This window comes from Halomonas sp. JS92-SW72 (assembly GCF_003547075.1).
Taxonomy (GTDB): domain Bacteria; phylum Pseudomonadota; class Gammaproteobacteria; order Pseudomonadales; family Halomonadaceae; genus Halomonas; species Halomonas alkalicola.
Genome location: NZ_CP032147.1, coordinates 1533059 through 1553130, shown reverse-complemented (window position 1 = coordinate 1553130; position 20072 = coordinate 1533059). Strand labels below are relative to the sequence as shown.

14 protein-coding genes are annotated in these 20072 nt (G+C 70.5%); 10 read left to right on the top strand and 4 right to left on the bottom strand.

All coding sequences use genetic code 11. The annotated features are described in order from the left end of the window. Positions 1–14: 14 nt before the first annotated feature. The 4 genes from smc to D1793_RS07260 all read left to right on the top strand — a co-directional run bounded on the left by smc (position 15) and on the right by D1793_RS07260 (position 7905). Positions 15–3500, top strand: coding sequence for a chromosome segregation protein SMC (smc, locus tag D1793_RS07275; protein WP_119021571.1), 3486 nt, complete (start codon positions 15–17; stop codon positions 3498–3500). 226 nt (positions 3501–3726) lie between these two features. Next, positions 3727–5436 carry a cell division protein ZipA gene (gene zipA, locus D1793_RS07270; RefSeq protein ID WP_119021570.1) on the top strand — a complete coding sequence of 570 codons (1710 nt, stop codon included), beginning with the start codon at positions 3727–3729 and terminating at the stop codon, positions 5434–5436. 142 nt (positions 5437–5578) lie between these two features. Next, positions 5579–7639, top strand: a complete 2061-nt coding sequence (gene ligA, locus D1793_RS07265; protein ID WP_119021569.1) for an NAD-dependent DNA ligase LigA — start codon at positions 5579–5581, stop codon at positions 7637–7639. After that, positions 7636–7905: a YheU family protein gene (locus tag D1793_RS07260; RefSeq protein WP_119021568.1), complete on the top strand. Its 270-nt coding sequence runs from the start codon at positions 7636–7638 to the stop codon at positions 7903–7905. Before ligA ends, D1793_RS07260 begins: the two co-directional genes overlap by 4 nt. A 35-nt stretch (positions 7906–7940) precedes the next feature. Here D1793_RS07260 and mnmC read toward each other — a convergent pair whose 3' ends face one another. Continuing rightward, on the bottom strand, positions 7941–9956 hold the full coding sequence (mnmC, locus tag D1793_RS07255) for a bifunctional tRNA (5-methylaminomethyl-2-thiouridine)(34)-methyltransferase MnmD/FAD-dependent 5-carboxymethylaminomethyl-2-thiouridine(34) oxidoreductase MnmC (protein ID WP_119021567.1): 2016 nt from the start codon (positions 9954–9956) through the stop codon (positions 7941–7943). 174 nt (positions 9957–10130) lie between these two features. Then, on the bottom strand, positions 10131–10430 hold the full coding sequence (locus D1793_RS07250) for a YciI family protein (protein ID WP_110068852.1): 300 nt from the start codon (positions 10428–10430) through the stop codon (positions 10131–10133). Between the two features lie 115 nt (positions 10431–10545). On the opposite strand from D1793_RS07250, the gene D1793_RS07245 reads away from it, so the two are divergent. Both D1793_RS07245 and D1793_RS07240 read left to right on the top strand, forming a co-directional pair. Beyond that, positions 10546–11448, top strand: coding sequence for a PHP domain-containing protein (locus D1793_RS07245; RefSeq protein ID WP_119021566.1), 903 nt, complete (start codon positions 10546–10548; stop codon positions 11446–11448). Between the two features lie 42 nt (positions 11449–11490). Continuing rightward, positions 11491–12114, top strand: a complete 624-nt coding sequence (locus D1793_RS07240) for an L-threonylcarbamoyladenylate synthase (RefSeq protein ID WP_119021565.1) — start codon at positions 11491–11493, stop codon at positions 12112–12114. 17 nt (positions 12115–12131) lie between these two features. Here the strand turns inward: D1793_RS07240 and D1793_RS07235 are convergent, their stop codons facing one another. Both D1793_RS07235 and D1793_RS07230 read right to left on the bottom strand, forming a co-directional pair. After that, complete coding sequence (locus D1793_RS07235; protein WP_119021564.1) at positions 12132–13061, bottom strand: ion transporter; 930 nt, start codon at positions 13059–13061, stop codon at positions 12132–12134. 37 nt (positions 13062–13098) lie between these two features. After that, the gene (locus tag D1793_RS07230) at positions 13099–13962 is read right to left on the bottom strand and encodes a CYTH domain-containing protein (RefSeq protein WP_119021563.1); all 864 of its coding nucleotides are present in this window, start codon (positions 13960–13962) and stop codon (positions 13099–13101) included. Between the two features lie 103 nt (positions 13963–14065). Between D1793_RS07230 and D1793_RS07225 the strand changes: the two genes are divergently transcribed. The 4 genes from D1793_RS07225 (at position 14066) to D1793_RS07210 (ending at position 20072) form a co-directional block, all read left to right on the top strand. Beyond that, positions 14066–14746, top strand: a complete 681-nt coding sequence (locus tag D1793_RS07225) for a TIGR00153 family protein (RefSeq protein WP_119021562.1) — start codon at positions 14066–14068, stop codon at positions 14744–14746. Between the two features lie 81 nt (positions 14747–14827). After that, on the top strand, positions 14828–16093 hold the full coding sequence (locus tag D1793_RS07220; RefSeq protein WP_119021561.1) for an inorganic phosphate transporter: 1266 nt from the start codon (positions 14828–14830) through the stop codon (positions 16091–16093). Positions 16094–16342: 249 nt separating this feature from the next. Next, a complete protein-coding gene (gene argA / locus D1793_RS07215) occupies positions 16343–17668 on the top strand; it encodes an amino-acid N-acetyltransferase (protein WP_119021560.1) in 1326 nt (441 codons plus the stop codon). A 913-nt stretch (positions 17669–18581) separates the two neighbouring features. After that, positions 18582–20072 carry an ATP-binding protein gene (locus tag D1793_RS07210; RefSeq protein WP_119021559.1) on the top strand — a complete coding sequence of 497 codons (1491 nt, stop codon included), beginning with the start codon at positions 18582–18584 and terminating at the stop codon, positions 20070–20072.

Genomic DNA, 20072 nt, shown 5'->3' with positions numbered 1-20072 from the left:
GCGGATAGTCGCCGATGCGCCTCAAGTCGATCCGCCTGGTAGGCTTCAAGTCCTTCGTCGACCCGGTCACGGTGCCCTTCGACGGCAACATGACCGCCATCGTCGGGCCCAACGGCTGTGGCAAGTCCAACATCATCGACGCGGTGCGCTGGGTCATGGGGGAGTCCTCCGCCAAGACCCTGCGCGGCGAGTCGATGACCGACGTCATCTTCAACGGCTCCACCGGCCGCAAGCCGGTGGGGCAGGCTGCCATCGAGCTGCTCTTCGACAACCGTGACGGCGCCATGGGCGGTATCTACGCCCAGTACGCCGAGATCGCCGTCAAGCGGGTGGTGACCCGCGACGCCCAGTCCGCCTACTTCTTCAACGGCCAGAAGTGTCGCCGCCGCGACATCGCCGACCTCTTCCTGGGTACCGGCCTCGGCCCGCGCTCCTACGCCATCATCGGCCAGGGCATGATCTCGCGCCTGATCGAGGCACGTCCCGAGGAGCTGCGCGCCACCCTGGAGGAGGCCGCCGGCATCTCCAAGTACAAGGAGCGCCGCCGCGAGACCGAGAGCCGCATGCGCCGCACCCAGGAGAACCTGGATCGCCTGGAGGATATCCGCGAGGAGCTCGACAAGCAGCTCGAGCGCCTCCGGCGCCAGGCCGAGGCCGCGCGCCGCTACCAGCAGCTCAAGAACGAGGAGCACCGGGTCAAGGGCGAGCTGGCACTGCTGCGCGCCCGGGCCCTGCGCGTCCGCCAGGGCGAGGAGGAGAGCCGCGTCGGTGAGCTCGAGACCGCGGTGGAGCGCGAGGTGCTGGGGCTGCGGCAGTGCGAGACCCGCCTCGAGGAGGCCCGGGTCGACCACGACCGCCTGGCCGCCGAGCTCGACGCCGAGCAGTCACGCTTCTTCGAGACCACCACCGCCATCGCCAGGCTGGAGCAGGATCTCGAGCATGCCCGCGCCCGCGACGCCCAGCTGGCCCGCGACCTGGAGGCCGCCCACCGCGACCTCCAGGAACTGGCGCGCCTGGGCGAGGACGACGGCGAGCGGCTGGCGCGGCTGGAGGAGCGCCTGGAGACCCTCACGCCGGAGCGGGAGGCCCTGGCCGAGCAGCTCGAGGAGCTGGAGGCGGCTCTCGAGGAGGCCGAGCCCGAGGCGGAGGAGGCCGACGCCGCCTGGGAGGCCTTCAGCGAGCAGTGGCGCGAGGCGAGTCGCGAGGCCGAACGCGGCCAGGATCGCCTGCGCGAGCAGGAGTCACGCCTGGAGCGCCTCGGCGCCGATGAACAGCGCCGCCGCCAGCAGCTGGCGGAGCTGCCCGACATCGCGGCGCTGACCGAACAGCGGGCCGAGCTCGCCGAGCGGCTGGCCGAGCTGGAGCTCAGGCGCGAGTCTCTGGAGGCGCGCCGCGAGAGCCTGCAGCAGGCCCGCGACGCGGCCCGGGAGGCGGCCCGCGACAGCGAGGCCGCCCGCGAGGAGCAGCGTCAGCGACGCAGCGAACTGCAGGGGGAGCTCGCCTCCCTGGAGGCGCTGATCCAGGCCGGGCTGGCCGATCACGACGAGGCGCTGGATGCCTACCTGGCCGGGCTGGGCCTCGCCGAGGCCCCGCGCCTCGGCGAGTGCCTCTCGGTCGATGACGGCTGGGAGGCCGCGGTGTCCTGGGTGCTGGCGCCCTGGCTGCGGGCCCGACTGGCCTCCCTGGACCCCTCCGCCCTGGCGGCGCCTCCGGCGGAGCTGGGGCTGATCGAGGCGCGCGAGAGCGAGGCGCCCGCCGGCACCCTGGCGAGCCGCGTCCGGGGCGCGGGCGCCGCCGCCCGCTGGCTGGCGACCATCCGCTGCGTCGAGAGCCGAGAGGCCGCCTGGGCCGAGCGCGAGACCCTCGCCCCCGGCGAGAGCCTGATCACCCCCGACGGCCTCTGGCTGGGCGCAGACTGGATGCGCCATCGCGGGCTGGGCGATGGCCCCGATGCCCTGCTGGTGAGCCGTCGCCGCCAGGCCGAGGCCGAGGCCGCTTTCGCGGCCGTCGAGTCTCGCCTGGAGGAGCAGGAGCTGCGGCTGGCCGAGCAGCTGGAGCGTGCCGAGCAGGCCGAGCGGGACCTGGAGGCGTGCCGCCTCGAGGAGCGCGACCTGGATCAGCAGCGCCAGCAGCTGGCGGTGCAGCAGAGCGGGCTGGCCAGCCGCCTGGAGCACCTGGAGGGCCGCGCCGCCGAACTGGCCGAGGAGCTGGCCGGCCTCGGCGAGGCGCGCGAAGAGGCGCGGCTCGCCATCGAGGAGGCCCGCGATCGCTGGCAGCAGGCCATGACGCGGCTCGAGGAGGGCGCGGAGCGCCGCGAGCGGCTCGAGCGCGAGCGGCAGGCCGCCCGAGAGCGGCTCGCCTCGCTTCGCGCCCGCCAGCGCCCCCTGGCCGAACAGCTGCAGCGCCTGGCCCTCGAGCAGGAGCGCCTGGCCGCCGAGCGCACCGGCCTCGCCGAACAGCAGGGGCGCGCCGCCGAGGCCCGTGAACGCCTGCAGGGGCGACGGGAGGAGCTCGAGGAGGAGCGCGAGCTGCTGCGCGAGCCGGAGGAGGAGCGCCGCGAACGCCTCGACGAGCTGCTCGACCGCCGCGAGCGCGAGGAGCGGGCCCTCAACGCGGTGCGTGCCCGCTCCGCCGAGCTGGTGGAGCGCCTGCGCGAGGACGAGCAGGCGCGCCAGGGCCATGAGCGCCGCCTGGAGGGCATTCGCGAACGCCTCCAGGAGGCGCGGATGCAGGTTCAGGCCCTGCAGCTCAAGGCCGAGACCCAGGATGAGCAGCTGCGCGAACTGGGCCTCGAGGAGCGCGAGCTGGCCGAGGGGCTCGACCCCAACGCCACCGAGTCCGCCTGGCAGACCCGCCTGGAGGAGCTCGGCGAGCGCATCCGCCGCCTCGGCGCCATCAACCTCGCGGCCATCGAGGAGTATGACCAGCAGGCCGAACGCCGCGACTACCTGGAGGCCCAGCATGCCGAGCTCAGCGAGGCGCTGGAGACCCTCGACCGGGCGATCCGGCGCATCGACCAGGAAACCCGGGCCCGTTTCCGCGACACCTTCGAGCGGGTCAACGCCGGCCTGCAGTCGCTTTTCCCCCGGGTCTTCGGCGGCGGAACCGCATGGTTGACCCTGACCGGGGAGGATTTGCTGGAGACCGGGGTCGCCATCATGGCGCGCCCGCCTGGCAAGAAGAACAGCACCATTCACCTGCTCTCCGGTGGCGAAAAGGCGCTGACCGCCCTGTCGCTGGTCTTCGCCATCTTCCAGCTCAACCCGGCCCCCTTCTGCATGCTGGACGAAGTGGATGCGCCGCTGGATGACGCCAACGTGGGTCGCTACGCGAAGCTGGTGAAGGAGATGTCGGAGAGCGTCCAGTTCATCTATATCACCCACAACAAGATCGCCATGGAAGCCGGCGATCGACTGATGGGTGTCACCATGCAGGAACCGGGGGTATCGCGGCTGGTATCGGTGGATGTCGAGGAAGCCGCCGCCCTGGCCGAAGCCTGACGGGCTTGATGCCGAGTAATAAAAGGGGTAACAAGGAGAGTGGTAATGCTGCATTGCATGGATGCGAGGGGATCATCGAAGGGCGATTGCGTGGGGCATCGTCGACTCAGGGCAGGAAAACCCGGAGGGTTGACAAATAAAAAAAGTGGCCCCTTTTTTGGCGATCGCGCTATGCTATGGACGGACAACCATCAGGCATGGCGCCTAAGCGAAAGGCTGACGACCCATGGAACTTAGAGAGTGGCTGATCATCCTGGGGTTGGCGCTGGTGACCCTCATCGTGGTGGATGGGGTGCGTCGCCTTCAGCGCCAGCGGCGAGTTCCCCGCCTCGATGAGGTAGCGGAAGAGACTCGCGGCACCGACCCCGACGAGCAGGCCCGCGAGGCCGAGATCAACTGGGAATTGCCCAATGGAGGGGCGCGAGTCGTCAGGCCCGCGGACTACAGCCAGGTGCAGCCCAAGCCCAAGCTGGAGCGCCAGGAACATCCTGGCCCCTCCCGCGTGCTGGCCAGTTTCCGCCGCAAGGCCGAGGCCTTCCGTAGCGATGGCGAGGCGCCGGTCGCGAAGCGCGAGCCCGGGCTCGGCGTCGGCGAAGGGGTTGCCGGCACGCCTGCCGATGCCAAGGCCGCCAAGGTCAAGGTCACCAAGGCCAGGAAGGACGAGCCGGTTTCCGGGGCCGCGGCCTCGGTCGCATCGGCCGAGCCAGCCGCGGCGGCACCGGTTGAACCCGTTCAGGCCGAATCCGCACCGCCGGATGCCGTTCAGCCCGAGCCCGCCAAGGCCGAATCCGTTCAGGCCGAGCCCGCTCAGGCTGAGACCGTCAAGGCAGAGCCCGCTCAGGCCGAGTCCGTTGAAGCAGAGCCCGTTCAGGCCGAGCGCCGCGAGCCGGGCCTCTCTGCCCTGGACGATGACGCCGTCCTGGCGGTCGACACCGACGAGCCCCTGGCCGCCGATCCCGACGATCATGACGGCCATCCGCAGGATGACGAACGCTACCGGCTGGTGGACCTGGAAGGCATGGGGGACTCCCTGAAGAGCGGCTCCAGACGCGTGGGGGCATCCGTCCAGCGCTTCGGGGCCTCCCTGCAGAAGACCCTGGCCGAGCGCCGGGAGCAGAAGCGCCTGGAGAAGGCGCGTCGCGAGAAGGAGAAGGCCGAGAAGGCCGCCCTCGACGCCGAGCGTCAGCGCCTGGCCCGGGAGCAGGCCGAGGCGGAGAGTGCGGCCCGGGAGGCCGAGCGCCGTCGTCTCGAGGCCCAGGCCATCGCCGCGGCCGACGACAACGACCCGCTCTTCGCGCCGCCCCGCGCCCGCCGCAGCGAGCCCGCCGACGTCGAGTACGAGTACGATACTGCCCGGGCGGATGACCTCCGTGACCCCGAGCCCGACCTGGCGCCTGCGCTCAACAGCGACAAGGTGCGCGTGCACCCGGTGCTGGAGAAGGCGCTGCGCCACGATGTCAGCGCCGAGCATGCCCGGGAGACCCTGAGCGCCGCCAGCGAGCTGATCGTCATCAGCGTGATGTCGCGTGATGAGGAGGGCTTCTCCGGCGCCGCCCTGCTGGATCTGATGCTGGCCTGTGGCCTGCGCTACGATCGCGACATGGGGGTCTTCCACCGCTTCGAGACCGAGGACCCGGAGAGCCGCCTGCAGTTCTCCATGGTCAATGTGGTCAAGCCGGGCAGCTTCCCCATCAAGGCCATGGACGAGTTTCGCACCCCGGGCATCACCCTGCTGATGCCGCTGCCCGGTGCCGACGATCCCTCGGCTGCCTTCGAGGCCATGGTGGAGACTGCCATGGTGATCGTGCGCCATCTGGGCGGCGAGCTGAAGGACGAGAATCACAGCGTGATGACCGCCCAGACCATCGGCTTCTCCCGCCAACGCGTTCAGGAGTTCGTGCGCCGCCATCGCCTGCACCGCTATCAGGTGAACTGACCAGCGGCACCGGCCAGGCCCCATCGACACCCCCCGGCATCCCACCGGGGGGTGTTGCTTTGGTAAGCTTGCAGGCCTTGATCGCTTCCCGCTGCGGGCCATCCGCCTCGACGCCCTGCCAACCATCGAGACACCGCTTTCCATGACCAACGCCGATCAGTCGCTTCTCGACGAGGTGGCGCGCCTGCGCGCCGAACTCGATGACGCCAACCATCGCTACTACGTGCTCGATGACCCGAGCCTCACCGACGCCGACTATGACCGCCGGCTGCGGCGCCTGCAGGAGATCGAGGCGGCTCATCCGGCGCTGGTGACCCCGGACTCGCCCACCCAGCGGGTCGGAGCGCCGCCGGACGCGGGGTTTCCCGAGATCGAGCACGCGGTGCCGATGCTGTCGCTGGACAACGCCTTCAGCGAGGAGGAGCTGGCCGCCTTCGTCGCCCGGGTGGCGGAGCGGCTGGAGGTGGAGGGCGACGAGATCGCCTTCTGCTGCGAGCCGAAGCTCGACGGTGCCGCCGTCTCCCTGGTCTACGAGGAGGGCGTGCTGATCACCGGGGCCACCCGCGGCGATGGCCGCACCGGCGAGGGCATCACCTCCAACCTGCGCACCCTGCGTTCGGTACCGCTGCGGCTGCGCGGCGACTCTCCCCCGGCCCTGCTCGAGGTGCGCGGCGAGGTGACCATCGATCACGCCAGCTTCGAGGCGATGAATGCCCGGGCTCGGGCCGAGGAGGCCAAGGTCTTTGCCAACCCCCGCAACGCCGCCGCCGGCAGCCTGCGCCAGCTCGACCCCAGGGTCACCGCCACCCGCCCGCTGACCTTCAGCGCCTACCAGGTGGCACGCATCGAGCCGCCCCAGGGGGATGCCACCCATAGCGCGCTGATGGCCCACCTCGGCGACTTCGGCTTTCGCACCAGCCGGGAGCTTGAGGTGGTCAGGGGCGCGGGCGGGATCATCGACTACTGTCGGCGCCTCGGCGAGAAGCGCGACGGGCTGGGCTACGACATCGACGGCGTGGTGATCAAGGTCGACGACCTGCGCCTGCAGCGCGAACTGGGCTTCGTAGCCCGGGCGCCGCGCTGGGCCATCGCCTTCAAGTTTCCCGCCCAGGAGCAGACCACCCGGCTCAACGACGTGGAGTTCCAGGTCGGACGCACCGGCGCCATCACCCCGGTGGCTCGTCTCGAGCCGGTCTCGGTGGCCGGGGTCACCGTCTCCAACGCCACCCTGCACAATGCCGACGAGATTGCGCGGCTCGGCGTCATGATCGGCGACACCGTGGCCATTCGCCGCGCCGGCGACGTGATTCCCCAGGTGGTGCGGGTGATGAAGGAGCTGCGGCCCGCCGATGCCCGGGAGATCGTCTTCCCCGAGCGCTGCCCGGTGTGCGATGCCGAGATCGAGCGCCTCGAGGGCGAGGTGGTGGCACGCTGCTCCGGCGGGCTCTACTGTGCCGCCCAGCGCAAGGAGGCGCTCAAGCATTTCGCCTCGCGCCGGGCGCTGGATATCGACGGGCTCGGGGAGAAGCTGATCGAGGCGCTGGTCGAACGCGACTGGGTCACCACCCCGGCGGATCTCTTCCGCCTGGAGGCCGAGCGCCTGGCGGAGCTGCCGCGCATGGGGACGAAGTCCTCCGAGAACCTGGTGGCGGCCCTGGACAAGGCCCGCGCCACCACCCTGGCGCGTTTCATCTATGCCCTGGGGATCCGCGAGGTGGGCGAGGCGACGGCCGCCAACCTGGCGCGCCACTTCGGCACCCTGGAGGCGCTGATGAGCGCCCAGCAGGCCGATCTCGAGGCGGTGGAGGACGTGGGCCCCATCGTCGCCGCCCACGTGCACACCTTCTTCCGTCAGCCCCACAACCGCGAGACCGTCGACGACCTGATCGCCTGCGGCCTGCGCTGGGAGGAGGAGGCGGTAGGCGAACGGCCGCAGCCGCTGGCCGGCCAGACCTGGGTGCTGACCGGCACCCTGGCGAGCATGACCCGCGACGAGGGCAAGGCGCGGCTGCAGGCGCTGGGCGCCAAGGTGGCCGGCAGCGTCTCGAAGAAGACCGCGGGCCTGGTGGCCGGGGAGGCCGCCGGCAGCAAGCTGGAGAAGGCCATGCAGCTCGGCGTGCCGGTGCTCGACGAGGCGGCCTTCCTCGAGCGACTGGCCGCCTGGGAGTCGGGCGAGGGCGCCGACGGGGAGGACGAAGCATGAGCGGACGCTTTATCGAGGTGCCTTATCGCATGCTGCCCGCCGAGACCCTGGAGGCGCTGCTGGAAGTCTTCGTCACCCGCCAGGGCTATGACACCAGCGATACCGGCGAGGGCATGCGCGGCTGGGTGGGGGAGCTCCGGCGCCAGCTCGAGCGCGACGAGCTGATCATCGCCCACGACCTGCAGACCGAGACCACCGAGGTGATGACCCTGGCCCAGTGGCGGGCCTTCGGGAGAGACCTGGCCGACGACGAGGAGGAGGGGTAGGCCCCCCTCCACGAGCCGTTCCCGACGCCTCTCGCTTACTTCCCTTGGATGATGTCGCGGATCAGTCGCCGGCCGGGGTGCAGGTGGTCGGCGAGCGGCTGCTCCAGGGGCAGCGGCTCGTCGCAGATCCGCGAGGCGATGAGCTCCGCGCAGAGCGGGGCGCTGGCCAGGCCGCGGGAGCCGTGGGCGCTGCTGATCCACAGGCCGGCATGGTGGCGCCCGTGGACATCGGGGACGCGAGTGGCGTCCTTGGCCAGCACGGCGTAGTCCTCTCGCCACGCCTCGGCGTCGGGCACCGGGCCGGCGTAGGGTGACTTGTCCGGGCTCGCCGCCCGCACGCCCACCCGGCCGGTGAGGCGCTCGGGCGCGAGGTCGGCGCCGGCGGCGCGCAGGCCCGCCACGAAATCGGGCAGGCCGCGGGCGAGCTCGGCCAGGTTGGCCGCATGGTCAGCCTGGCGCTCGGCCATGTCGGTCTCGCCGGGGCCGAAGGTGGCGCCGAAATTGAGCACCCCGTCCGCCGCGGGCGGCACATAGCCACCGGCGCACACCACCCGCCCCAGGGCAGGAGCACCCTCGGGAAGGGCGAGCTGGCTGACCTGCCCGCGTACCGGCTGCAGCGGCAGGCCGGCGGTCTGGGCGAAGGCGGCGGCCTCGCTCGCCCCGGCGACCACCACCTGGTCGGCCGCGAGGCGCTCGCCGTCGGCCAGGGTCAGCGCCCAGCCGTCCTCCTCCGCCTGCAGGGCCCTGACCTCGCCCTGGCGGAAGTGCACCCCCGGGCTTGCCGCGAGGCGAACGCAGAGCTCCAGGGGGCGGACCCAGGCAGCATTCGGGTAGTCCAGCGCGGGGGCGGTGACCCTGACGCCGGCGACGACGCTGGCCGCCTCGACGTCGAGGCCGCGCACCACGCTCTCCGGCAGGGGGTGTCCCGTCAGGAAGCGCGCCTGGCGCGCCTGCTCCTTCTCGCTCAGCGCCAGCTGCAGCACGCCGCTGGGGCGCCACAGGCGCTGGTCCGGGTCGAGCCACGCCAGCCAGCGGCGGCTGTGGAGCAGCCCGGCCAGGTAGACCCGGCTCTGGAGGTTGGTCTCCACGGCCAGCTTGACGTAGAGCGCCCCCTGCAGGTGGGTCTCGCCCAGGGCCGCCCGGTCGAAGCGGTCGATGAGGGTGACCTCGATACCGCGCCGCGACAGGGCGGCGGCCACGCTGGCGCCGGCGATGCCGGCGCCGATCACCGCCACATGGCGCGGCGGCCGTGCCGCAGGCGGCGTGAACCAGGGGGCGCGGGCGCGGCGGGTATCCTCGGGGGGACTTGCGATCTCGCCGGCCAGCATCTCGCGCTTGCGGCCGAACCCCGGCACCTTGCGCCAGGCGAAGCCGGCCGCCGCCAGGCCACGCTTGACCACCCCGGCGCAGGTGAAGGTGGCGAAGGTGGCGCCGGGGCGCGAGCGGTCGGCCATGGCCGCGAACAGCTCGGGCTGCCACATCTGGGGATTCTTCGCGGGCGCGAAGCCGTCCAGGAACCAGGCGTCGACCCGGCCATCGAGCAGGGCGAGGCGCTCGGCGGCATCGCCGAAGTGCAGGTCCAGGGTGACCCGCGGGTCGAGCCACAGCCGGTGGACGCCCGCCACCGGCTCGGGCCACTGGGCCAGCAGCGCCTCGGCGCGTTGGGCCAGGTCGGGCCAATTGGCCAGCGCCCGGGCCAGGTCCTCGCGGGTGAGCGGAAACTTCTCGGTGGAGACCAGGTGCAGCCGTGCCTGCGCCGGGGCATGGGCGTCGAAGCAGGCCCAGGCGACCAGCATGTTGAGCCCGGTGCCGAAGCCGGTCTCGCCGATCACGAAGGGGCGGCGCGCCGGCCAGTCGGCGAAGCGCTGCGGCAGCCGGTTGCCGCCAAGGAAGACGTGCTCGGTCTCGGCGCGGCCGTCGTGGCGCGAGAAGTAGACGTCGTCGAAGGCGGCGGAGCGGGGAGCCTCCTCGCCGGTGTCATCGCGCTGCCAGTCGAGGCGAGCGGTCTCCAGGGCGGCGAGCGGGGGCAGGCCATCGGGGGCGGCGGTCACGGGAGCTCCATGGCGGGATGGTCTCAGGGGAGAGGGCTGGTCACTATCTGATCAATGGCGCCGCGGCGGCGCCCCATGCCGGCTGGGGAAAAGCGTCCGCGGCGTTTCAACAGTCTTATCCACAGCCTCTGTGCAAAACTCGGCTGTGGACAAGGTGCCGTGAGGGGCAGGGGGTCAGGGCATCACCTTCTTGAACGGCTTCACGGTGACCCTGGCGTAGACCCCGGCGATCATGTAGGGGTCGGCGTCGGCCCAGGCCTGGGCCTCCTTGAGGCTCTCGAACTCGGCGACCACCAGGCTGCCGGTGAAGCCCGCCTCGCCCGGGTCCTCGCTGTCGATGGCCGGGTGGGGGCCGACCAGCACCAGGCGGCCCTCGTCACGCAGGAGCTCGAGGCGCGCCAGGTGATCCGGGCGGGCGGCCAGGCGCCGTTCCAGGCTGTTGTTCACGTCTTCACTGATGATGGCATAGAGCATGGCAGTGGTTTCCTCGGGTTGGACGGCGGGCGCCGCAGGATGCGCCTGCGATTGACCGCGCAGGGCCTGGCGCGCACCATGGAAAGCCATTCTGACAAAGTCCCCAGCCGGCGTCATGCCAATGTCCCCACTTCCCGCCCGTTTCGAGGGCGACCCCGAACCGCTCACCATCGACCTGCACATGCACTCCACCGCCTCGGATGGCGCCCTCTCGCCCGAGGCGCTGCTGGCGCTGTGCAAGGCGCGGGGGCTCACCCACGTCGCGCTGACCGACCACGACACCCTGGCCGGGGTGCCCGAGGCGGCGGCGGCGGCGGCGCGGGAGGGGCTCACCCTGATCCCCGGCACCGAGCTCTCCACCCAGTGGCGCGGCCACAATATCCACGTGGTGGGGCTGCTGCCCGAGGGCGTACGCGGCCCCCTGGCCGAGGGGCTGGCGGCCCAGGCCGAGGCGCGCGAGCGGCGGGCGCTCAAGATCGCCGAGCGTCTGGAGAAGCTCGGCCTCGAGAATGCCCTGGCCAGGGCCCGGGAGCAGGCCGGCAGCGAGCGCCCCCTGGGCAGGCCCGACTTCGCCCGGGCACTGGTGGCGGCGGGCCTGGTGCCCGACGTCGCCACCGCCTTCAGGAAGCACCTGGGCGATGGCAAGGCCGGAGACGTCAAGTCCCACTGGCCGGGGCTCAGCGAGGCGGTGGCCTGGATCGTCGCCGCGGGCGGCGTGGCGGTGCTGGCCCATCCGCTGCGCCACGGCCTGACCCGGCGCAAGCGCGGCCTGCTGCTGGATGCCTTTCGCGAGGCGGGCGGGCAGGCTGCCGAGCTGGTCAGCGGCTTCCAGAACCCCGATGCCACCCGCGACCTGGCCCGCCAGCTCCAGGAGCGCGAGCTCTACGCCTCGCTGGGCAGCGACTTCCACTTTCCCGGCGGTCACCTGGCGCCGGGCAGCATGAGCCCGGTGCCGCGCACGGCCACGCCGCCGGTGTGGACCCACCCCAGGCTCGTCGCCTGCGTCGGCGCGCTATAGTCACACCATCATCCGCATGGCCTTTGCACAGGGAGCGACACCATGAGCCAGTTCTTCCAGCTTCACCCCCAGAATCCCCAGAAGCGCCTGATCGACCAGGCCATCCAGATCATCCGCGCCGGCGGGGTGGTGGCCTATCCCACCGACTCGGGCTACGCCCTGGGCTGCCACCTCGGCGACAAGAAGGCCGTCGAGAAGATCAAGCGGCTGCGCTCCCTGGATGACAAGCACAACTTCACCCTGGTCTGCTCGGATCTCTCGGAGATCGGCACCTACGCCAAGGTGGACAACGCCGTCTTCCGGCTGCTCAAGGCCCACACGCCGGGGGCCTACACCTTCATCCTGCATGCCACCACCGAGGTGCCGCGACTGCTGCTGCACCCCAAGCGGCGCTCCATCGGGGTGCGGGTGCCGGACCACGCCATCACCCATGCCCTGCTCGAGGCGCTGGGCGAGCCGCTGATGAGCGTGACGCTGATCCCGCCGGGCGATGAGCTGCCGATGACCGATGCCGAGGAGATCCGCGACCGCTTCGGCACCCAGCTCGACCTGATCATCGACGGCGGCGCCTGCCACCTGGAGCCCACCAGCGTGGTGGACCTGCGCGACCTGCCGCCGACGATCCTGCGCGAGGGACGCGGCGACGTCGCCCCCTTCCGCGAGTAATGGCGGCCGCCGCCGGGTCAGCCCGGCGGCGTCTCGCCCTTCGCTTCCTCGTCGTCTCCCCGAGCCTCCCACCAGGCCGCCTGCTCCTCCTCGGAGAGGTGCGGGTCCGGCGTCTGTTCGTCGAGCCAGGTGCCGCATTTCATGCAGTACCTTGCCCTGCGCTCGTGCTGGTCATGGCCGCAGCCTGGGCACGCCTCGTCGGAGTAGCGCTCCTGGCGGATCGAGCGGATCACCTCGGCCGAGAAGACCCCGGTGGGCACCACGATGATCGAGTAGCCGGTGAGCATGACCATCACCGAGAGCCCCTGGCCCAGCGGGGTGACCGGCACGATATCGCCGTAGCCCACGGTGGTGAGGGTCACGATCGACCAGTAGATGGCCTGGGGGATGCTGGTGAAGCCGGCCTCGGCGGGCTCGATCAGGTAGATCAGCGAGGCGAAGATGGTCACCAGGAAGAGCACGGTGAGCAGGAACAGGAAGATGGGGTGCAGGGCGCGGCGCAGCGACGCCACCAGCAGCCGCCCCTCGCCGACGAACTGCATCAGCCGCAGGATGCGGAAGATGCGCAGCACCCGCAGGACCCTCACGATCAGCAGGGCCTGGGCGCCCGGGATGATCAGCGCCAGCCAGGTGGGCAGCACGGCGATGACGTCGACCACCCCGTAGAAGCTCCTCAGGTACTGCATCGGCCGATCCAGGCAGTAGAGCCGCACCGCCAGCTCGATGGTGAAGGCGAGGGTGAAGCCCCACTCCAGCCAGAAGAAGAGCTCCCCCCAGCGCGCCGCATAGGCCTCGACGCTGTCGAGCATCACCACCAGCACGCTGGCGAGTATCACCACGATCAGGGCGATATCGAAGCCCTTGGCCGCCGGGGTGTCCGACTCGAAGATGATCTGGAAGGCGCGGGTGCGCAGGCCTTCCCCGCCGGGCTTGAACTCGAGATTCATGGCGCTTTTCCTTGAGCCGGTTCGCGAAGGGACAGGGTCAGGCGAGGGCGTTGTCGGTGGGCAGGCGCCGGGCCAGGCGCACCATGGCCAGGCCGAACGCCGGGGTCAGCCAGGCCGGATCGCCAAGCGCCTCGGCCAGCCCTCGCGCCGCGTCACCGCGGTCGCTGCTCGCCTCGGCCAGCCGCGCGAGGGCCTCCCTGGCCGCCTGGCGCCAGGTGTCATCGTCGCTGTCGGCCAGGGCATCCAGGGCCACCACGGCGCGATGCAGCCAGGCACTGGGCGTGCCCCCCTCGGGCAGCCGCCAGGCGCCGGCCAGCAGGGCGCCACCCCGGGCGGCCTTGCTGGTGTCCGCGGGGCGCAGTGGCACCGCGCCGGCCAGCGCCTCGGCCAGCGACCAGAGGGCCTCGGGTTCGCCCTCCTTGAGCTCGAGTTCCAGTTCGCGGATGGCCACCCGCCGGCCGGCGGCCGCGATCTCCCCCTCGTCCAGGGCCACCTCGATGCGCGCCCCGGCGTGATCGATGAGGCGGGTCTCGCGGCGGAAGTCGGTGGTGAAGCGAGGCTCGAGCCGGGCGAGTACCTCGTCGCCCAGCGGGGCCGGCGGCAGCCCGGCCAGGCCCGCCAGGTCGAGCCCCGGCCCGGGGACCTCCCACTCCCACTCGCCGCGGCGCGACAGCCCGCCGCCGCCCGCGCCGCGGGTCTTCACCGTCTGCAGCACCCGACCGTTCAGACGCCGCAGGCGCAGTGCCATGCGCGCCCCTTCCAAGTCGCCCTGGGGGGTGTCGAAGTAGGTGTTGCCGAGGTGCTGCACCTCGCAGGCGAGGCCCGCCAGCAGGGGGTGGCGGCGCAGCGCCGCGGGGCCCTCCTGGCCCAGGGCGAGCTTCAGCTCTATCTCATGACTCATGGCGGTGCCACCTCGTGTCGATGAATTCTGGATGATTTTTCCATGACGCTGGGAGGGGTGCCCTCTATACTGTCGCCGCCATTTGCCAAGCCGACAGAATCCTATGGTTACCCCCAACCCCTTCTCGGCCATGTTCGGTCGTTCGCCATTCCAGCCGTTGCTGGCGCATATCGTCAAGGCGCAGGAGTGTGCCGACCAGCTGCTGCCCTTCTTCGAGGCCTCCCTGGCCGGTGACTGGGAAGAGGCCGCGAGGGTCCGCGAGACCATCACGCGCCTGGAGCACGAGGCCGACGAGCTCAAGACCGAGCTGCGCCTCAACCTGCCCAACACCCTCTTTCTGCCGGTCTCACGCACCGACCTGCTGGAGCTGATCAGCGTCCAGGACAAGATGGCCAACAAGGTGCGCGACATCACCGGCATCATGCTCGGCCGCACCATGCAGATCCCCGAGCCCCTGGCCGGCGCCATGCGCGACTACATGCGCACCGCGGTGGCCTGCGTGGCCCAGGCCCGGGAGGCCATGGAGGAGCTCGAGGCGCTGCTGGAGTCCGGCTTCGGTCGCAATGTCTCCGACGTGATGCAGCGCCTGATCCGCCAGCTGCACGTGCTCGAGCAGCAGGCCGACGGCCAGCAGGTGGCCATTCGCCGCCAGCTCTTCGAGCTGGAGAGCGAGCTGCCGCCGGTGGACGTGATCTTCCTCTACAAGATCATCGACTGGGTCGGCGAACTCTCCGACCGCGCCGAGCGCGTGGGCAGCCGCCTGCAGATCCTGACGGCCCGCTGAGCCCTCCTACCCCCCCGGCCCGCCGATCCCGGGCCTGCCACCCACGCCACTCACGACAAGCCACATAGGAAACCACTCCCTATGTCGATCATCGCGCAGCACGGCGAAATCTTCATCATCCTGGCCTGCCTCTTCGGCTTCTTCATGGCCTGGGGTGTCGGTGCCAACGACGTGGCCAATGCCATGGGCACCTCGGTGGGCTCCAAGGCCATCACCATCAAGCAGGCGATCATCATCGCCGTGATCTTCGAGTTCCTCGGCGCCTGGCTGGCCGGCGGCGAGGTGACGGCCACCATCCGCGGCGGCATCGTCGACCCGGCGCTGCTGGAGGCCAACCCACAGCTGCTGGTCTACGGCATGCTCTCCGCGCTGCTGGCCGCCGCCATCTGGCTGCTGGTGGCCTCCGCCAAGGGCTGGCCGGTCTCCACCACCCACTCCATCGTCGGCGCCATCGTCGGCTTCGGCGCCGTGGGGCTCGGCATGGAGGCGGTCGCCTGGAACCGGGTAGGCACCATCGCCTCCAGCTGGGTGGTCTCGCCGCTGCTGGCCGGCACCATCGCCTTCGTGCTCTTCAAGTCGGTACAGCACCTGATCTTCGAGTCCCACGACCCCTTCGCCGCCGCCAAGCGCTATGTGCCGGTCTACACCTTCCTGGTCGGCTTCATCGTCGCCATGGTGACCCTGACCAAGGGCCTGACCCATGTCGGCCTCGACCTCAGCTTCGGCCAGAGCTTCCTCTTCTCGTTGCTGATCGGTGCCGTCATCATGGGGATCGGCATCTCCCTGCAGCGGCGCATCAAGTACGAGCGGCGCGCCGATGACCACTTCGGCTTCAGCAACGTGGAGCGGGTGTTCGGCGTGCTGATGATCTTCACCGCCTGTGCCATGGCCTTCGCCCACGGCTCCAACGACGTGGCCAACGCCGTCGGTCCGCTGGCCGCGGTGATCAGCGTGGTGCGCAGCGACGGCGTGATCGACAGCGCGGCCCTGGTGCCCTGGTGGGTGCTGGTGCTGGGCGGTGGCGGCATCGTCTTCGGCCTGGTCACCTATGGCCACAAGGTGATCGCCACCGTGGGCACCGGCATCACCGAGCTGACCCCCAGCCGCGGCTTCGCTGCTACCCTGGCCGCCGCCACCACCGTGGTGCTGGCCTCGGGCACCGGCCTGCCGATCTCCACGACCCATACCCTGGTGGGGGCGGTGCTGGGGGTGGGCCTGGCCCGCGGCATGGCGGCGCTCAACCTGGGCGTGATCGGCACCATCGTGATGTCCTGGCTGATCACCCTGCCGGCCGGCGCGGGCCTGTCGATCCTGTTCTTTTTCACCTTCAAGGGGATCTTCGGCTGAAGAAAACTGATTTGCTACTGCGCTCGACATCCTGGTCGCCGGCGGTGCTCGCCGTCCTCATGTAGCGAGCTACACTCCGGCGTCTGCGCGCCGGCGGCGGCCAGCCTGTCATCGCTCGAGACGCAAATCCGAATTCCTTCAGTACCAGATCCAGCATTCGGCGGTGTCTCGTCGCTGGTGCCGCGGCTTTCGCGGCTCTGCTATTCTCGATTCTCGCTTCCCCGCATTCATCGCCCCGGAGAGAGGTTCTTGGACACACGCTTCCCCTTCGTCGACTGGTTCCGCAACTCGTCGCCCTACATCAACGCCCACCGCGGGCGCACCTTCGTCATCCTGATCGAGGGCGAGGCCATGGCGCGCGGGCGAGGGGAGCAGCTGATCCAGGACCTGGCGCTGCTGCACACCCTGGGCGTGCGCCTGGTGGTGGTGTTCGGCATCCGCCCCCAGGTGCAGCAGGCCCTGGACGAGGCCGGCATCTCGCCCGGCCTGCATCAGGGACGCTGGATCGCCGACGAGGCGGTGATGGCCTGCATCGAGCGGGTCGCCGCCGAGCAGCGCCTGTGGCTCGAGGCGCGGCTGTCGCTGGGGCTGCCCAACACCCCCATGCACGGCGTCGAGCTCACCGCGGTCTCCGGCAACCTAGTGATGGCCAAGCCGCTGGGGGTGCGCGAGGGGGTCGACTTCGACCGCAGCGGCGAGGTGCGCCGGGTGCGCGCCGCGGCCATTCAGGGGCTGCTGGAGCGGGGCTCGCTGGTGGTGCTGCCGCCGCTGGGCTTCTCCAGCACCGGCGAGGTGTTCGACTTGAACGCCTCCGACGTGGCCCAGCACGCCGCCATGGCGCTCGGCGCCGACAAGCTGATCCTGCTCGGCGAGGCCAGCGGCCTGTTCGACCAGAGCGGCCAGATGCAGCGTCAGCTCACCCCGGGCGAGGCCGAGCCGCTGCTCGGGCAGGCGCTGGCCGGCAGCGAGCTGGCCCGCCACCTGGAGGCGGCCTGCCAGGCCGCCCGCCACGGGGTGGCGCGCACCCATCTGCTCTCCTGGCACGACCATGACGCCCTGCTCGGTGAGCTGTTCACCCGCGACGGGGTGGGCACCATGATCACCCAGCATCGCTACGAGCAGCTGCGCCCGGCGGAGCTGGCCGACATCGGCGGCCTGCTCGAGCTGCTCGAGCCCCTCGAGCACCGCGGCATGCTGGTGCCGCGCTCCCGGGAGCGCCTCGAGCACGAGATCGACGACTACCTGGTGATCGAGCGCGACGGCATGATCATCGCCTGTGCCGCCCTGCACACCTTCGACGCCGCCGACATGGGCGAGCTGGCCTGCGTGGCGGTGCATGGCGACTATCGTGGCGGCAGCCGCGGCGAGCTGCTGCTCGCCGAGGTCGAGCGGCGTGCCCGGCGCCTCGGCCTGGCCTCGCTGTTCGCGCTCACCACCCACACCACCCACTGGTTCTTCGAGCACGGCTTCCGCCTGGCCGATATCGACGCGCTGCCGCCGCTCAAGCGCGACACCTACAACCACGCGCGCAAGTCCAAGATCCTGGTCAAGCCGCTCCCCCCCGGGCGCGGCTGAGACGCCATCTCCCCCTGCCAAACCGCTGCCCGAAACCCGGGGCGTCGCCTTTCTGCGTCGCCCCGGGTTTCGATGTCGCCAGAGGGTGACATCAAAAGCACTTGATTATAAAGGGGTATTTTTCTTCGCGAATAAAGCCGTCGCCAACTGGCAACAGAAAAGCGCCCTCCAGGGCCCCCTGAGGGCCCTGTTTCCCTCTCCTGGCCGCTTTCCCTCGGTCGTGCTGTTTTTAACTAGCTGATTTTTAATAGTTGTTGCCATTTTTGGCACGTGGATCGCAATAGTCTAGGTGAGCAACGGAAGCGGTTCACTACGGCTCGAACCGCTTTCGATCGCCAGGGAGTTCGGGCAATCACTGCCCTGTGCGCCCGGCCCCCAGGGCGATCAGCGTCTGCTCCTAGCGATGTGTGACTCAAGGTTGCGATGAGACGGGTACCGACGTAGTCAAGGACGTGTACCACTTTGGGCAAGGATGCCCTGGCATGGATGCCTCTCCCCCTTCGGGGGGATCGAATCGCGCAGCATCGCCATCGGTCCGGCCGAGGCGGTGGTGCCAGGAACGAAGCAGGGCGGTGGGCCATTCCATGGTACGCCACCCGCATGTGGAACCAGCCCCTGGCGGCGAAGGGGTCCACATGGCTTCGGGGCCTCAGGGCCCACGGAAAGCGTGTCGACTGTACCGGTCAGGCGGTCCTTTGGCCCACTTTCCAGACCCTTCAGTTCCCTGCGTACTTGGGCCGGCTCCGCCGGCCCTTTTTTTTCCGCCTCGTGCTCGCCGAATCGGCAGCTGGCGGGATGCGAGCAGGAAGTTTGGTGCCGCGTCGGCTGGCAGAACTCTGGTATCCTACAGGTCAAGAAGATGGCGGTATCTCCTGCTTTTCTGCCCCGATTCATCCTGCAAAGAACGCTGGACATGACTACTCGTGTGACGCGTCGCTGGCGCCCCCGTTCACTGTTTCAGCTCGTGCTGCTCGCCTTTCTCGTGGTGATGCTGCCGCTTGGCGTGCTGATGTTCCAGGCCGGCCAGGCACTCTCGGAGCTGTCGCGCCTGGCCGATGTCAGTGCCCGCCAGGCGGTGGAGGAGACCCGTCGTGCGCGCACCCTGGGAGCCCTGGCGCTGGAGATGGAACGCAGCGCCCGCCAGTATGCGGTGGTGGAGCAGGAGAGCCTGCTCGAGATCTATGCCGAGCGCCTCGAGGAGTATCGGGCGATTCTCGCCCACCAGCGCCTGCTGCTCGGCGAGGAGCCCGATGTGGCGGTGCTGGAGCGCCAGCTGGAGGTGCTGGAGCGCCTGCCCGAGCTGCCCCTGGAGGCGTTTCGCGAGCAGCTGGTGCTGTTTCCCCCCTTCGCCGAACGCACCGAGGCGATTCGGCGCGCCACCAACCGCCATATCGACATCCGCATCGAGAGCATCCGCGAGCGCGCCGAGGGGGTGCAGACCCGGCTGTGGCTGCAGACCGCGGCGCTGGTCTCGGCCAGCCTGGTGCTGATGCTGCTCTTCACCTGGCTGATCATCCGCCCGGTGCGCCAGCTCGAGCGGCGCATCCTGGGCATCGGCAGCGGGGTGCCGCGGGATGTGGCCAGGCCCGTGCAGGGGCCGGCCGAGCTGGTCCAGCTCGACGAGCGCCTCGACTGGCTCGCCTCGCGGCTGGACGAGCTCGAGGCCGAGAAGCAGCAGTTCCTGCGCCACATGTCCCACGAGCTCAAGACGCCGCTGGCCAGCGTGCGCGAGGGAACGGCGCTGCTCGCCGATGGCGTGGCCGGCGAGCTGACCCCGCGCCAGCTCGAGGTGCTCGGGCTGATCGACGCCAGCGGTGCCGAACTGCAGCGGCTGATCGAGCAGCTGCTCGACTACAACCTGCTCCAGCACAACCGCCAGATTGCCCCGGAGCGACTGGACATCACCGTGGTGATCCGGGAGGTGCTGGCCAAGCATCGCCTGGCCCTCTCCAGCAAGGGCATGCGGGTGACCTGCTTCGACGCCCCCCTGGAGTGGTCGCTGGATCGCACCATTACCGCCCGCATCCTCGACAACCTGATCTCCAACGCCATCGCCTACGGAGCGGATGGCGGCGAGCTGGAGATTCGCGCCAAGCGCCTGCGCGACCGGCTGGAGGTGGATGTGGCCAACAGCGGTGACGCCATCGCCGAGGAGGACCGCCACCGGCTGTTCGAGGCCTTCTATCAGGGCCGCGCCCGACGCAAGGGGCCGCTCAAGGGGTCCGGCATCGGCCTCTCCGTGGCCGCCGACTGCGCCCGGCTCCAGCACGGCCGGCTCGAGCTGGTCGAGGATGACCGCCTGGCGGTCTGCTTCCGGTTGACCCTGCCGCTCGGGATACCGATCGAGGCGCTACCCCATTCCCGGATGCCCGCCCTGGAGGCGGGCCACCATGCAAGGAACTGA

What these genes read in the sequence shown, in the direction of transcription:
- D1793_RS07240 (WP_119021565.1), top strand. Translation starts at nt 11,491, where the DNA reads ATGAGCCAGTTCTTCCAGCTTCACCCCCAGAATCCCCAGAAGCGCCTG.
- ligA (WP_119021569.1), top strand. Translation starts at nt 5,579, where the DNA reads ATGACCAACGCCGATCAGTCGCTTCTCGACGAGGTGGCGCGCCTGCGC.
- smc (WP_119021571.1), top strand. Translation starts at nt 15, where the DNA reads ATGCGCCTCAAGTCGATCCGCCTGGTAGGCTTCAAGTCCTTCGTCGAC.
- D1793_RS07225 (WP_119021562.1), top strand. Translation starts at nt 14,066, where the DNA reads ATGGTTACCCCCAACCCCTTCTCGGCCATGTTCGGTCGTTCGCCATTC.
- D1793_RS07230 (WP_119021563.1), bottom strand. Translation starts at nt 13,962, where the DNA reads ATGAGTCATGAGATAGAGCTGAAGCTCGCCCTGGGCCAGGAGGGCCCC.
- D1793_RS07250 (WP_110068852.1), bottom strand. Translation starts at nt 10,430, where the DNA reads ATGCTCTATGCCATCATCAGTGAAGACGTGAACAACAGCCTGGAACGG.
- zipA (WP_119021570.1), top strand. Translation starts at nt 3,727, where the DNA reads ATGGAACTTAGAGAGTGGCTGATCATCCTGGGGTTGGCGCTGGTGACC.
- D1793_RS07220 (WP_119021561.1), top strand. Translation starts at nt 14,828, where the DNA reads ATGTCGATCATCGCGCAGCACGGCGAAATCTTCATCATCCTGGCCTGC.
- D1793_RS07210 (WP_119021559.1), top strand. Translation starts at nt 18,582, where the DNA reads ATGACTACTCGTGTGACGCGTCGCTGGCGCCCCCGTTCACTGTTTCAG.
- D1793_RS07260 (WP_119021568.1), top strand. Translation starts at nt 7,636, where the DNA reads ATGAGCGGACGCTTTATCGAGGTGCCTTATCGCATGCTGCCCGCCGAG.
- D1793_RS07235 (WP_119021564.1), bottom strand. Translation starts at nt 13,061, where the DNA reads ATGAATCTCGAGTTCAAGCCCGGCGGGGAAGGCCTGCGCACCCGCGCC.
- D1793_RS07245 (WP_119021566.1), top strand. Translation starts at nt 10,546, where the DNA reads ATGCCAATGTCCCCACTTCCCGCCCGTTTCGAGGGCGACCCCGAACCG.